This window comes from Aquabacterium humicola, assembly GCF_030167915.1.
GTDB lineage: Bacteria > Pseudomonadota > Gammaproteobacteria > Burkholderiales > Burkholderiaceae_C > Pseudaquabacterium > Pseudaquabacterium humicola.
This window is the reverse complement of record NZ_JARGNB010000002.1, coordinates 236250-248909: the sequence shown is the minus strand read 5'-3', so window position 1 is coordinate 248909 and position 12660 is coordinate 236250. Positions and strand designations below refer to the sequence as shown.

The 12660-nt window shown below is 69.8% G+C and carries 12 protein-coding genes; 4 read left to right on the top strand and 8 right to left on the bottom strand.

Annotated features, from left to right (window positions below):
* Window positions 1-24 precede the first annotated feature (24 nt).
* Complete coding sequence (locus tag P1K89_RS11415) at window positions 25-927, bottom strand: SDR family oxidoreductase (RefSeq protein WP_284616574.1); 903 nt, start codon at window positions 925-927, stop codon at window positions 25-27.
* Window positions 928-1020: 93 nt separating this feature from the next.
* On the opposite strand from P1K89_RS11415, the gene P1K89_RS11410 reads away from it, so the two are divergent.
* The 3 genes from P1K89_RS11410 (at window position 1021) to P1K89_RS11400 (ending at window position 4534) form a co-directional block, all read left to right on the top strand.
* Complete coding sequence (locus P1K89_RS11410; protein ID WP_284616573.1) at window positions 1021-2064, top strand: CDP-6-deoxy-delta-3,4-glucoseen reductase; 1044 nt, start codon at window positions 1021-1023, stop codon at window positions 2062-2064.
* The gene (locus P1K89_RS11405) at window positions 2061-3053 is read left to right on the top strand and encodes a Bug family tripartite tricarboxylate transporter substrate binding protein (protein WP_284616572.1); all 993 of its coding nucleotides are present in this window, start codon (window positions 2061-2063) and stop codon (window positions 3051-3053) included. The genes P1K89_RS11410 and P1K89_RS11405 overlap by 4 nt, the downstream gene beginning before the upstream one ends.
* 257 nt (window positions 3054-3310) lie before the next feature.
* Window positions 3311-4534: an aminotransferase class III-fold pyridoxal phosphate-dependent enzyme gene (locus P1K89_RS11400; RefSeq protein ID WP_284616571.1), complete on the top strand. Its 1224-nt coding sequence runs from the start codon at window positions 3311-3313 to the stop codon at window positions 4532-4534.
* Here the strand turns inward: P1K89_RS11400 and P1K89_RS11395 are convergent.
* The 7 genes from P1K89_RS11395 to P1K89_RS11365 form a co-directional block, all read right to left on the bottom strand.
* Window positions 4515-5723 (bottom strand): ABC transporter substrate-binding protein, encoded by a 1209-nt coding sequence (locus P1K89_RS11395; protein WP_284616570.1) that lies wholly within the window; start codon window positions 5721-5723, stop codon window positions 4515-4517. The two genes, P1K89_RS11400 and P1K89_RS11395, sit on opposite strands and share 20 nt — an antisense overlap.
* A gap of 121 nt (window positions 5724-5844) precedes the next feature.
* On the bottom strand, window positions 5845-6723 hold the full coding sequence (locus tag P1K89_RS11390) for a transporter substrate-binding domain-containing protein (RefSeq protein WP_284616569.1): 879 nt from the start codon (window positions 6721-6723) through the stop codon (window positions 5845-5847).
* 90 nt (window positions 6724-6813) lie between these two features.
* The gene (locus P1K89_RS11385; RefSeq protein ID WP_284616568.1) at window positions 6814-7536 is read right to left on the bottom strand and encodes an ABC transporter ATP-binding protein; all 723 of its coding nucleotides are present in this window, start codon (window positions 7534-7536) and stop codon (window positions 6814-6816) included.
* A 19-nt stretch (window positions 7537-7555) separates the two neighbouring features.
* A complete protein-coding gene (locus tag P1K89_RS11380; RefSeq protein ID WP_284616567.1) occupies window positions 7556-8332 on the bottom strand; it encodes an ABC transporter ATP-binding protein in 777 nt (258 codons plus the stop codon).
* Window positions 8333-8354: 22 nt separating this feature from the next.
* Window positions 8355-9449 carry a branched-chain amino acid ABC transporter permease gene (locus tag P1K89_RS11375; protein WP_284616566.1) on the bottom strand — a complete coding sequence of 365 codons (1095 nt, stop codon included), beginning with the start codon at window positions 9447-9449 and terminating at the stop codon, window positions 8355-8357.
* 22 nt (window positions 9450-9471) lie between these two features.
* Window positions 9472-10395 carry a branched-chain amino acid ABC transporter permease gene (locus P1K89_RS11370; protein WP_284616565.1) on the bottom strand — a complete coding sequence of 308 codons (924 nt, stop codon included), beginning with the start codon at window positions 10393-10395 and terminating at the stop codon, window positions 9472-9474.
* A 171-nt stretch (window positions 10396-10566) separates the two neighbouring features.
* Window positions 10567-11925 (bottom strand): replication-associated recombination protein A, encoded by a 1359-nt coding sequence (locus P1K89_RS11365; protein WP_284616564.1) that lies wholly within the window; start codon window positions 11923-11925, stop codon window positions 10567-10569.
* A 117-nt stretch (window positions 11926-12042) separates the two neighbouring features.
* Between P1K89_RS11365 and P1K89_RS11360 the strand changes: the two genes are divergently transcribed.
* Entirely contained in the window at window positions 12043-12591 is a 549-nt protein-coding gene (locus tag P1K89_RS11360) for a chemotaxis protein CheW (RefSeq protein WP_284616563.1), read from the top strand.
* Window positions 12592-12660 lie beyond the last annotated feature (69 nt).

The following is a 12660-nucleotide window of genomic DNA, read 5'->3' as shown; positions in this document are numbered from 1 at the left end:
GCTCGAGGTCGGCCAGCGCCGCACTCAGCCCTTCAGCGCCGCCAGGCCCTCGGCCACGGTCGGATAACGCAGCACGAGCCTGAGCTCGCGCTTGAGCCGCCGGTTCGACAGGCGGCGCGATTCGGACAGGAAGCTCATCTGCACCGGCGTCAGCCGCTGCGCGGCTTCGTCGCGGCCGAAACGCGGCGGCCGCGGGACGCCGGCGAAGTCGGCCGCCAGGTCGAAGTAGTCGCCCATCTTCAGCTGCGTGTCGTCGCTGGCATGCACGATGCGCTGCGGCCGGCCGCGGTGCAGCGCGGCGACGCAGGCCCGCGCGAGATCGTCGGCATGGATGTGGTTGGTATGGACGTCGTCCTCGGCGCGCAGCACCGGCGTGCCGCGCGCGAGGCGCTCGCGCGGATCGCCGCCGACGCGGCCGGGCGCGTAGATGCCGGGGATTCGCAGCACGCTGACCGCGACGCCGGTGAAGCGGCCGAAGTGGCGCATGCGCGCCTCGGCATCGACACGCCGTGCGCCGCGCGCGGTCGCCGGGCGAGGCGCCCGCGTCTCGTCGATGAACGCCCCGCCGGCATCGCCGTAGACGCCGCTGGTGCTGGCGTAGACCAGCCGCCGCAGCCGCGTGCTGCGCGCCAGCGCGGCCAGCAGGTCGCGGCTGCGGCGGTCGATCGCGCCGTCGCCCGCGGGCGGCGCGAGGTGCAGCACCGCGTCGGCGAGGCCGGCCAGGCGCGCCAGCGTCGCCGGCTGGTCGAGGTTGCCGACCAGCGGCACCGCGCCCGCCGTGCGCAGCTCGTCGCAGCGCGCCGGCGACGAGGTCAGCGCCAGCAGCCGCCAGCGCGGCGCCAGCAGCTTCAGCACGCGCAGGCCCACATCGCCGCAGCCGACGATCAGCAGCGTCGGCCGGCGCATCGCAGCAAGGGGTAGGCTCATCGGGACGGCATCCAGGGCGGGCAGGCAGCGGCGGGCACAATGGCGGCCGCTGTAACTCGGCCGCCTCAACTCGGCCGCACGCGCGACCCGATCATGACGTTCAGTGTCACCATTCTCCCCGCCGGCCGCCAGTTCGACGTGGCCCGCGACGAACCGATCCTGGCAGCGGCCATCCGCCAGGGCATCGGCCTGCCCTACGGCTGCCGCGACGGCGCGTGCGGCTCGTGCAAGAGCCGATTGCTCGAAGGGCGCGTGCTGCACGGCGCGCACCAGGCGAAGGCGCTGTCGCACGCCGAGGAAGAGGCCGGCCTGGTGCTGACCTGCTGCTCGACGCCGCAGACCGATTGCGTGATCGAAGCGCGCAGCGTGCCGGGCGCCGGCGAGTTCCCGATCCTGAAGATGCCGGGCCGCGTGCTGACGATCGAGCGCCGCGCGCCGGACGTCGCCGTGCTGAAGGTGCAACTGCCGGCGAACCAGAACTTCCAGTACCACGCCGGTCAGTACATCGAGTTCATCCTGCGCGATGGTTCGCGCCGCAGCTACTCGATGGCCAATGCGCCGAGCCGCCTCGGCAGCCCGCCGGCGATCGAGCTGCACCTGCGCCACATGCCCGGCGGCAAGTTCACCGACCATGTGTTCAACGTGATGAAGGAGCGCGACATCCTGCGCATGGAGGGCCCCTTCGGCAGCTTCTTCCTGCGCGAGGCGTCGGACAAGCCGATCGTGCTGCTGGCGTCGGGCACCGGCTTCGCGCCGATCAAGGCGATCATCGAACGGCTGATCGAGATCGGCAGCACGCGCCCCGCGGTGCTGTACTGGGGTTGCCGCCAGCGTGGCGACCTGTACCTTCACGACTGGGCCGAGGCCGCGACGCAGGAGCTGCCGAGCCTGCGCTACGTGCCGGTGCTGTCGGAGGCGAAGCCCGAGGATGGCTGGGGCGGCCGGGCCGGCTTCGTGCACGAAGCGGTCATGCACGACCTGCCCGATCTGTCCGGCCACCAGGTCTATGCCTGCGGCGCGCCGATCATGGTCGAGTCCGCGCAGCGCGACTTCGTCGCCCGCTGCGGCCTGCCGGCGGAGGAGTTCTACGCCGACGCTTTCACCTCCGAAGCCGACAAGCACGGCGAGCTCGCATGACGATCGATCGACGCACCCACCTCCGCCAACTCGCCGCGCTGCTCGCCGCCGGCACCGCCCCCGCCTTCGCGCAGGCGCCGCGCCCGATCCGCCTGGTGGTGCCCTACCCGCCCGGCGGGCCGCTGGACATCGTTGCGCGCGCGCTCGCGAACGCGGTGAAGGACTCGCTGGGCACCGTGATCGTCGAGAACCGGCCTGGCGCCGGCGGCAACCTCGGCGCCGATCAGATCGCCAAGGCCGCACCGGACGGCCATTCCATCGTGATGGGCGCGGTCGCGACGCACGCGATCAACCCCTGGCTGTACGCCAGGCTGCCCTACGACCCGATCAAGGACTTCACGCCGATCACCCGTGTCGCGCTGGTGCCCAACGTGCTGGTGATGAACGCCGAGACCGCGGCGAGGCTGAACATCGCGAGCGTCGCCGACCTCGTCAGCTACGCGAAGCGCCATCCCGCGAAGCTGAACTACGGCTCGGGCGGCAACGGCAGCGCGGGGCACCTGGCCGGCGAGATGTTCAAGGCGCAGGCCGGCGTGTTCATGGTCCACATCCCCTACGCCGGCGGCAACCCGGCGCAGCTGGCGCTGCTGTCCGGCCAGGTGGATCTCAACTTCGACAACCTGGCGTCGGCCTCGGCCAACATCAAGTCCGGCAAGCTGCGCGCGCTGGCGCTGACGACGAAGACCCGTTCTAGCGCGCTTCCCGAGTTGCCGACGATCGCCGACACCGGCGCCACGCTGGGCCTGAAGGACTTCGACGTCGGCACCTGGTTCGGCCTCTTCGGCCCGGCGAAGCTGCCGGCCGACGTACTGGCGCGGCTGCACAAGGCCTTCTCCGACGCGCTGGCCAGCGCCGAGCTGAAGAGCCGCCTCGCGACGCTGATGGCCGAGCCTGCGCCGACCACGCCCGAACAGTTCGCGGCCTTCGTCGCCGCCGAGCTCCGGCGCTACGAGCCGGTGGTGAAGGCCTCCGGCGCCAAGGTCGACTGACTGCCGCTTGACGCACTGCAGCAGCGTCGATTAGTCTTCGCGCGCCATGAGGACCCTTTCGACCCCACAACTTTCGCTGCGACGCCGCGCTCGACGACACCGTTGAGCGGGACGTAGCGACTGCGTAGGGCCCACCGAAGGGCACCACCGAAGGCCACGACACCCGTCGTGGCCTTCATCGCTTTCAGGGTCGCCTTCCCGGGGCTCCCTCTTCCAGGCCGCGGCGGGTTTCCTTCCTCTCCACCCCAGGAAACCCGATGACCCCGACGACGCTTGCTTTCGAGCAGTTCCCCACCGACGCGCTGATGCACGTCACCCAGCGCCCGCCCGCCGTGTTCGTGCGCGGCCTCGGCAGCTGGCTGTGGGACTCGACCGGCCACCGCTACCTCGACTTCGTGCAGGGCTGGGCGGTCAACGCGCTGGGCCATGCGCCCGCCGTCATCACCGACGCGCTGGTGCAGCAGTCGGGCCGGCTGCTGCACACCGGTCCCGGCTTCCACAACGACCAGGCGATCGGGCTGGCGGCCGAGCTGACGCGCCTGGCGAGCCTGGACCGCGTGTTCTTCACCAACTCGGGCGCCGAGGCCAACGAAGGCGCGATCAAGCTCGCGCGCAAATGGGGGCAACTGCACCGGCGCGGCGCCAGCACGATCCTCAGCTTCGGCAACAGCTTCCACGGCCGCACGCTGGCGACGATGGCAGCGAGCGGCAAGCCCGGCTTCGACCGCCTGTTCCCGCCGGTGCTGCCGGGCTTCGTCAAGCTGCCGTACAACGACCTGGATGCGGTCGAGGCCGCCATCGACGGCCACACGGTCGCGGTGATGCTGGAGCTGGTGCAGGGCGAGGCCGGCGTGATCGAGGCCGATGCCGGCTTCGTCGCCGGCCTGCGGCGCCTGTGCGACCGGCACGGCTTGCTGCTGATCGTCGACGAAGTGCAGACCGGCGTCGGCCGCTGCGGCCCGCTCTTCCTGCACCAGGGCCTGGGGCTGCGGCCGGACATCGTCACGCTCGGCAAAGGCCTGGGCGGCGGCGTGCCGATCGGCGCGCTGCTGGCCAGCGAAGCGGTCTGCTGCTTCGCGCCCGGCGACCAGGGCGGCACCTACAACGGCAACTCGCTGGTCTGCGCGGTCGCGCGCGCGGTGCTGCAGCAGGTTGCGCGGCCCTCGTTCCTGGCAGCGGTGTGCGCGCGCGGCGAGCAGCTGGCGCAGGGGCTGGCGGAGCTGTCGAAGCGGCACGGGCTCGGCGCAGTGCGCGGTCAGGGCCTGCTGCGCGCGCTCGACGTGCCGGACGACGGCGCCGCGACGATCGTCGACGCGCTGCGTCGGCGCGCCGACGACAAGCGGCCGGGGCTGCTGGTCAACGCCGCCAGGCCCGGCACCTTGCGCTTCATGCCGGCACTGAACGTCGGCAGCGGCGAGGTCGAGCTGGCGCTGGCGATGCTCGACGAGGTGCTCGCCGAGCTCACTCTTTCCGTCGGATGAAGCCGGCGCGCTTCTCATCCTCGGCGTACTGGTAGCGGATCTCGCCGCCGCGCCAGGTGCCGAGCCAGATCATGTTCATCGTGAACGCGTCGTGGTCGGCCTTCGAGAACGGCCGTTCGTAGGTGGTGATCACGCCGACGTAGGGCTTCTCGAGGTTCTCGAGCGCGTTCTTCAGGCTCGCGGCGCCGCCGGCGCCGCGGGTCTGGAACAGCGCGCGCAGCATCAGGTGCACCGAGTCGTAGGTTTGCGCCGCGGCCATCAGCGAGGCGATGCTCTGGCTGCCCGCATGGCGCTTCAGCCGTGCGATGAACGAGCTGCGGCGCTCGTTCGCCAGGTTCGGGATGATCGACTGCACCATCACCGCGCCTTCGGCGCCGCCGCCGGAGTGTTCCCAGACGGTGCGGAAGGACATCGGCCAGGGCCCGTACAGCAGGCCGTCGAACTTCGCCTCGCGGCGCGCGGCGGCCAGCACCGCGAGCTCGGGGCCGACCGAGTAGCCGATCAGCGCCTGCGCGCCGGCGGCTTTCGCCGCCTGCACCTCGGCGACGAGGCTCTTGACGCCGAGATCGAAGCGGCCGCTGTACACCGGCTGCAGCCCGCGCTCGCCGAGGAAGCCGACCACGTCCTTGTAACCGCCTTCGCCGTAGCCGGTGCGGTCGGCGAAGACCGCGATCTTCGTCAGCTTGCGCCGCTCGACCAGGTCGGCCACCAGCGCCGCGGCCTGCAGGCGGTCGCGCGGAGACAGGCGGAAGATGAAGCTCTCGGCGGCCGGGTACTTGGCGGTCACCGCCGAGCCGGTGGACACCGGAACCAGCAGCAGGTGCTTGTTGTCCTGGAACACGTCGAGCGACTTCAGCGCCACGCCGGTATTGCAGAAGCCGATCGTGAAGTCGACCTTCTCCTTCAGCACCAGGTCCTCGGCCATCGCGCGGCCTTTGTCCGGATTGGCCTGGTCGTCGCGCGCGACGAGCTGCACCGTGCGGCCGAGGAAGCCGCCGGCTTCGTTGATTTCCTGCACCGCGAGCTCGGCACCGAGCCGCGCGCTGGTGCCGAAATCGGCCGAGCCGCCGCTGGCCGGGCAGATGAAGCCGATGCGCAGCGGGCCGGCGCCTTGCGCCTGCACCAGTGCTGGTGCGAACACGACGGCCATCGTCGCCAGCGCCCGCCCACAGAGATCCCGGTACCGCATGAGAAGTCTCCTCTCGCCACCGAGGGCCGGCGGCGCAGGGTGCGCACGGTAGCGGTGCCAGGCTTAAAGCTGGCTTGAAGCGCGGGGCCGGCGAGGGAAAGTACGGGGGCCCCGGCCGCACTCAACGCAGCGGGTCGTACCAGAGTTCACGCCTGGCCAGCGGCGTCTGCGGCGACAGCAGCGGGTTGTCGATGCGGAAGAGGCGCCGCGACTTCAGCTTCGCGCGCTCGATCAACGCGCCCTTGTGCTGCAGGAAGTGCGCGTCGAAGCGGCCGTCGCGGATCAGCTGCTCGAGGCCGGCCTCGACGCGTGCGGCCAGGCGCTGGCCATCGCCATGGCGGGCGACGAAGAAGTAGCGCGTATGCGGGAAATACAGCAGCAGGCCGTTCTCGACCGCCAGGTCCGGCAGCTCGGCCCGGCGCTCGTCGCATTCGCGCAGCGCCTCGTCGACGCTGCGCGAGAAGAGCTCGAAGCGCTTGGCGACTAGCATGCGGAAGAGCCCGTCGTAGTTGTCGCCGGTGATCACCTCGAAGCCGCCGCGGCGCAGCACCTGCGTATCGGTCCAGGTGACGAAGGAGCCGACGCTGAAGCGCAGCAGGTCGTCGAGCGTGCGCACGTCGTCCAGGCGCGACTGGCTGTCGGCGCGGATCAGGAACAGCCGGTAGCTGACCAGGCCCTTGTCGACCGGGATGCGGATCGGCAGCAGGCGCTGCTCATGCTCGATCGAGGTCGAGCGCGCGAAGATGGTGACCCGCCCGCTGCCGCGCGCGAGTTCGTCCGCTGTGCGGGCCTGGTTCATCGCCTCGTCGGAGGGCCGCAGCTCGTAGGCGCCGTGGCTGTCGCGGGTGGCCTCCAGCGCCAGGCGCAGCAGCTCGTAGTCGTAGCGGTACCGGCTGTCGGTGGTCGACAGGCTGCGCGGATAGATGGCGACGGTCTGCGCCGCCGCGGCGAACGCGCCGCAGGTGAGCAGGACAGCGAGGATCCGGTACAGGCATCGCATCGGTCGGCTCCAACCCCGGGGAGGGGCCGCGCCATGGTGCGTGCCTTGCCTGACGCCCGCCTTGCGGCAGCGCGTGCCGCCAGGCGGGGATCACTCGCCCAGGTAGGCCGCGCGCACCTTGGGGTCGTTCAGCAGCGCCTTCGCGTCGCCGCTCATCGTGACCTCGCCGGACTCCATCACGTAGCCGCGGTTGGCCAGCTGCAGCGCGCGGCTGGCGTTCTGCTCGACCAGCAGCACCGTGGTGCCACGGCTGTGGATGTCGTTCACGACCTCGAAGATCTTGTCGACCATGATCGGCGACAGGCCCATCGACGGCTCGTCGAGCAGCAGCACCTTCGGGCGCGCCATCAGCGCGCGGCCCATCGCCAGCATCTGCTGCTCGCCGCCGGACATCGTGCCGGCGAGCTGGGCCGCGCGCTCCTTCAGGCGCGGGAAGATCGAGAACACCTTGTCGATGTCGGCTTCGACCTCGTTGTCGTTGCGCACGTAGGCGCCCATCAGCAGGTTCTCGACGATGGTCATGCGGGTGAAGGTGCCGCGACCTTCCGGCACCATCACCAGGCCCTGCTTGACGAGGTCCCACGCACCCTGGCCGGCGATGTTGCGGCCCATGAACTCGATCGTGCCGGCGGCCATCGGCTGCGTGCCGGTGACGGCCTTCAGCGTCGTCGTCTTGCCCGCGCCATTGGCGCCGATCAGGCTGACCAGCTCACCCTGGCGCACCTCGAAGCTCGCGCCCTTGACCGCCTGGATGCCGCCATAGGCCACCTTCAGGCCGGTGACCTTCAGCAGAACGTTGTCGTTGTTCGCCATGTGATTCGTTCCGTGTCGGTCAATGTGCTTTATGGCCGGCGCCCAGGTAGGCCTCGATCACCTTCTCGTCGCGCTGCACGTCGTACGGCGTGCCTTCGGCGATCTGCTTGCCGTAGTCGAGCACCGTGACGCGGTCGCACAGGCCCATCACCAGCTTCACGTCGTGCTCGATCAAGAGGATCGTGCGGCCGTCCTTGCGGATGCGGTCGATCAGCTCGCGCAGCACCACCTTCTCGGTGGCGTTCATGCCGGCGGCCGGTTCGTCCAGCGCGATCAGCTTCGGGTCGGTGGCCAGCGCACGGGCGATCTCCAGGCGGCGCTGGTCGCCGTAGCTCAGCGTGCGCGCCTTGTACTCGGCATAACGCCCGATGCCCACGTAGTCGAGCAGTTCCTGCGCGCGCGCGGCGATCGCCGCTTCCTCGGCGTTGAACTTGGGCGTGCGGAAGATCGCGCCCAGCAGGCCCGAGCCGGAGCGCACGTGACGGCCGACCATCACGTTCTCCAGCGCCGTCATCTCGGCGAAGAGGCGGATGTTCTGGAAGGTGCGCGCGATGCCGGCCTTGGCCACCTCGTGCACCGCGGTCGGCACGTACGGCGCGCCGCCGAGCTCGAAGCTGCCGGAGTCCGGCGTGTAGAGGCCGGTGATGACGTTGAAGAAGGTCGTCTTGCCGGCGCCGTTGGGGCCGATCAGGCCGTAGACCTGCCCCGGCTGGATCGTGATGCCGACGTCGGACAGCGCCTGCAAGCCGCCGAAGCGCTTGGAGACGTTGGCCACCTTGAGGACTGCTTGGCTCATCGTTGTAGGTCCTTCTCGAGCATCAGCGCGTCGACGACGTCGGCTGCGGCGCGGCCTTGCCGTGCTCCGGCGACGGCCACAGGCCGCGCGGGCGCATCAGCATGATCACGATCATCGCCAGCGCGATCAGCAGCTGGCGCAGGATCGCGGCGTCGAGGCGGCCGTCGGTCAGCCGCTGCAGGTCGAGCTCGCCGGCGACCCAGCGCAGCGCCTCGGGCAGCGCGGCCAGCAGCACCGCGCCGAGCACGACGCCGGGGATGTGGCCGATGCCGCCGAGCACGACCATCGCGACGATCATCACCGACTCCTGCAGCGCGAACGACTCGGGCGAGACGAAGCCCTGGAAGGTGGCGAACATCACGCCGGACACGCCGCCGAAGGTGGCGCCCATGCCGAAGGCCAGCAGCTTCAGGTTGCGGGTGTTCAGGCCCATCGCCTTGGCAGCGATCTCGTCCTCGCGGATCGCCATCCAGGCCCGGCCGATGCGCGAACGCTCGAGCCGATAACAGATGATGACGCTGGCGATCACCAGCGCGAGGAACAGGTAGTAGTACTTCGTGACGCCGGAGATCTCGTAGCCGAACAGCTCACCGGTGCGGCCGAGGTCGATGCCGAAGATCTTGGTGCTGTCGATCTGCTGCAGGCCCTTCGGACCGTTGGTGATGTTCACCGGCCGGTCGAGGTTGTTCATGAAGACGCGGATGATCTCGCCGAAGCCGAGCGTGACGATCGCCAGGTAGTCGCCGCGCAGCTTCAGCGTCGGCGCGCCCAGCACCATGCCGGCGATGCCGGCCAGCGCCGCGCCGAGCGGAATCACCAGCCAGATCGGCGAGTGCAGTCCGTTCGGGAACATCTGCTTGAAGCCCTCGAAGGTCTCGGCCAGGTGCGGCGAGGCCATCAGGCCGAACATGTAGGCCCCGATCGCGTAGAACGCGACATAGCCCAGGTCCAGCAGGCCGGCGTAGCCGACGACGATGTTCAGGCCCAGCGCCAGCAGCACGTACAGCAGCGCGAAGTCGATCATCCGCACCCAGAAGTTGCCGGCGGCCTGCGCGATCAGCGGCAGCACCAGCAGTCCGATCGCGGCGATCAGGAAGACGACGAGTTTGTTTTTCATGGTCCGATGACTCCGGGGCGCGTCAGGCGCGGTCCGCGACGCGTTCGCCGAGCAGGCCCTGCGGACGCACGGTGAGCACGAGGATCAGCACGATGAACGCGAAGATGTCCTGGTACTGGCTGCCGAGCACACCGCCGGTCAGCACGCCGATGTAGCCGGCACCCAGTGCCTCGATCAGCCCCAGCAGCACACCGCCGACCACGGCGCCGGCCAGGTTGCCGATGCCGCCGAACACGGCCGCGGTGAAGGCCTTCAGGCCCGGCATGAAGCCCATCGTGTGCTGCACCGAACCGTAGTTGGCCGCGTACATCACGCCGGCCAGTGCGGCGAGCGCGGCGCCGATGATGAAGGTGGCCGAGATCACCATGTCGGGCCGCACGCCCATCAGCGCGGCGACACGCGGGTTCTCCGCGGTGGCCCGCATCGCGCGGCCGAGCTTGGTGCGGTTGACGAGGTACATCAGGCCCGCGAGCGTCGAGACCGTCACGCCGAGGATCAGGATCTGCGTCACGTTGATCACCGCGCCGCCGATGAAGAAGGGCTCGGAGGGCAGCAGGATCGGATACGGCTTGGTGCTCGGCTGCCAGACCATCATCGCCAGCGTCTGCAGCAAGAGGCTCATGCCCATCGCGGTGATCAGCGGCGCGAGGCGCGGCGCATTGCGCAGCGGCCGGTAGGCGATCTTCTCGATGACGAAGTTCAGTGCCGCGCAGATGATGATCGCGGCGATCAGCGACAGCAGCAGCACCAGCCAGCCCGGCAGGCCCGCACCCTGCAATGCCATCACGACCGTCCAGCTGGTATAGGCCCCGACCATCAACACCTCGCCGTGCGCGAAGTTGATCAGGTTGATGATCCCGTAGACCATCGTGTAGCCCAGTGCCACGAGCGCATACATGCTGCCCAGCACCAGACCGTTGATGATCTGCTGCAACAGTATTTCCATCGGCGGGTCTCCTCGCGCCGCCAACCTTGGCGGGCATCTTCTGGCGTGTTTGCAAGAAGCCGGCCATCGGTGGCGGCTGCAGGCTGCGCGGGATTGTAGGAGGGGGTCCTCCTGAGAAACGGGGGGAGATTCCCGCTGGTCCGCCGAACTATCCGCGGTTGTGCAAGCGCACTACCGAGGGTTCTTCGCTTCCTGGTTCCGGCGGCGGAATTCCGCCAATCTTTCGCCCAGGCGCTGCTCGAGACCGCGCTCGGTCGGCTCGTAGAAGACCTGCGGCGGCAGGCCCTCGGGCAGGTAGTGCTCGCCGGCCGCGAAGCCGTCGGCCTCGTCGTGCGCGTAGCGGTAGTCGCGGCCGTAGCCCAGGCCCTTCATCAGCTTCGTCGGCGCATTGCGCAGGTGCAGCGGCACCGGCCGCGTGCCGTCGGCCTGCACGAAGGCGCGCACCGCGTTCCATGCCTTGTAGACGGCGTTCGACTTTGGCGCGATCGCGAGGTAGACCACGGCCTGGGCGAGCGCCAGCTCGCCTTCGGGCGAGCCCAGGCGTTCGTAGATGGCGGCCGCCTGCAGCGCCAGCTCCTGCCCGCGCGGATCGGCCAGGCCGATGTCCTCGCTGGCCATGCGGATCACGCGGCGCGCGACGTAGCGCGGGTCGACACCGCCGTCGAGCATGCGCGCGAGCCAGTACAGCGCCGCATCGGGATCGGAGCCGCGCACCGACTTGTGCAGCGCCGAGATCGCGTCGTAGAACTGCTCGCCGCCCTTGTCGTAGCGACGCAGCATCTCGCCGAGCGCCTGCTCCAGCATCGCCTCGTCCAGCGGCTCGGCGCGGCCGGGACCGGCCAGGTGCACCAATGTCTCGACGGCATTGAGCAGCCGGCGCGCATCGCCATCGGCATAACCGATCAGGCGATCGCGCGCCGCGTCGGTCAGCGATGGCGCGTTCAGCGCGCTGCGTGCACGCTCGATCAGCTGCGTCAGTTCGGCCGGCTCCAGCGGCTTGAGCACATGCACCGTCGCGCGCGACAGCAGCGCCGAGTTGACCTCGAACGACGGGTTCTCGGTCGTCGCGCCGATGAAGGTGAAGAGACCCGACTCGACATGCGGCAGGAAGGCGTCCTGCTGCGCCTTGTTGAAGCGATGCACCTCGTCGACGAAGACCACCGTGCCCTGCCCGCGCTGCCGCCGCGCCTTGGCCTGCTCGACCGCATCGCGGATGTCCTTGACGCCCGACAGCACCGCCGACAGCACGATGAAGTGCGCATTCGACGCGCCGGCCATCAGCCGCGCCAGCGTGGTCTTGCCGACACCCGGCGGCCCCCACAGGATGAAGGACGGCAGGCGGTGCGTCTCGAAGGCCACGCGCAGCGGCTTGCCGGGGCCCAGCAGGTGCTGCTGGCCGATCACCTCGTCGAGCGTGCGCGGGCGCAGGCGCTCGGCCAGCGGCGCGTCGGCAGCGGGTTCCGTGGCCGCCGCGGGCGGTGCTGCGGTCGGCTCGTCCTCACCGCCGAACAGGGACTCCTGGGAAGGCATGGCGCCATTCTGGCAGCGGTGGAAAAGCGGTTAGTCGGCGCGCTTTTTCCGCCGATCCGCCAGGAACCGCGCGCCGCACACTGCCCGGCACGCTGTTCACCACCCGAGGAGTCCCCCATGAGCGCCAGCATCGCGATCGAAACCCCGTCCGCCGCCGTGTCGCCGTCGCTGGCCGGTGGTGCCGCGGCTGCCGTGCATGGCACGCCGCGCGAAGTGCTGTCCTTCAAGCTCGGCGCCGAGGAGTACGGCATCGACATCCTGAAGGTGCAGGAGATCCGCGGCTACGAACAGCCCACCCGCATCGCCAACACGCCCGGCTTCATGAAGGGCGTCGTGAACCTGCGCGGCGTGATCGTGCCCATCGTCGACATGCGCGTGCGCTTCGCGCTGGACGAGGTCAAGTACGACGCCTTCACCGTCGTGATCATCCTGAACATCGCGGGCCGCACGATCGGCATCGTCGTCGACTCGGTCAGCGACGTGCTGGAACTGCGCAGCGACCAGATCAAGGCGGCGCCCGAGTTCAACGGCCAGATCGACTCGGCCTACATCACCGGCCTCGGCACGGTGAAGACCGGCGACGTCGAGCGCATGCTGATCCTGATGGACATCGAGCAGATGATGAGCAGCGCCGAGATGGGGCTGATGGACGTCGTCACGCACTGACCTCGCATCACGGCCGCCATCCAGCGGCACTGAAGCAGCAACGGGCGCCCGAGGCGCCCGTCGTCATTT

Coding starts and splice junctions, on each gene's coding strand:
- P1K89_RS11415 (WP_284616574.1), bottom strand. CDS start 927: ATGAGCCTACCCCTTGCTGCGATGCGCCGGCCGACGCTGCTGATCGTC.
- P1K89_RS11410 (WP_284616573.1), top strand. CDS start 1,021: ATGACGTTCAGTGTCACCATTCTCCCCGCCGGCCGCCAGTTCGACGTG.
- P1K89_RS11405 (WP_284616572.1), top strand. CDS start 2,061: ATGACGATCGATCGACGCACCCACCTCCGCCAACTCGCCGCGCTGCTC.
- P1K89_RS11400 (WP_284616571.1), top strand. CDS start 3,311: ATGACCCCGACGACGCTTGCTTTCGAGCAGTTCCCCACCGACGCGCTG.
- P1K89_RS11395 (WP_284616570.1), bottom strand. CDS start 5,723: ATGCGGTACCGGGATCTCTGTGGGCGGGCGCTGGCGACGATGGCCGTC.
- P1K89_RS11390 (WP_284616569.1), bottom strand. CDS start 6,723: ATGCGATGCCTGTACCGGATCCTCGCTGTCCTGCTCACCTGCGGCGCG.
- P1K89_RS11385 (WP_284616568.1), bottom strand. CDS start 7,536: ATGGCGAACAACGACAACGTTCTGCTGAAGGTCACCGGCCTGAAGGTG.
- P1K89_RS11380 (WP_284616567.1), bottom strand. CDS start 8,332: ATGAGCCAAGCAGTCCTCAAGGTGGCCAACGTCTCCAAGCGCTTCGGC.
- P1K89_RS11375 (WP_284616566.1), bottom strand. CDS start 9,449: ATGAAAAACAAACTCGTCGTCTTCCTGATCGCCGCGATCGGACTGCTG.
- P1K89_RS11370 (WP_284616565.1), bottom strand. CDS start 10,395: ATGGAAATACTGTTGCAGCAGATCATCAACGGTCTGGTGCTGGGCAGC.
- P1K89_RS11365 (WP_284616564.1), bottom strand. CDS start 11,925: ATGCCTTCCCAGGAGTCCCTGTTCGGCGGTGAGGACGAGCCGACCGCA.
- P1K89_RS11360 (WP_284616563.1), top strand. CDS start 12,043: ATGAGCGCCAGCATCGCGATCGAAACCCCGTCCGCCGCCGTGTCGCCG.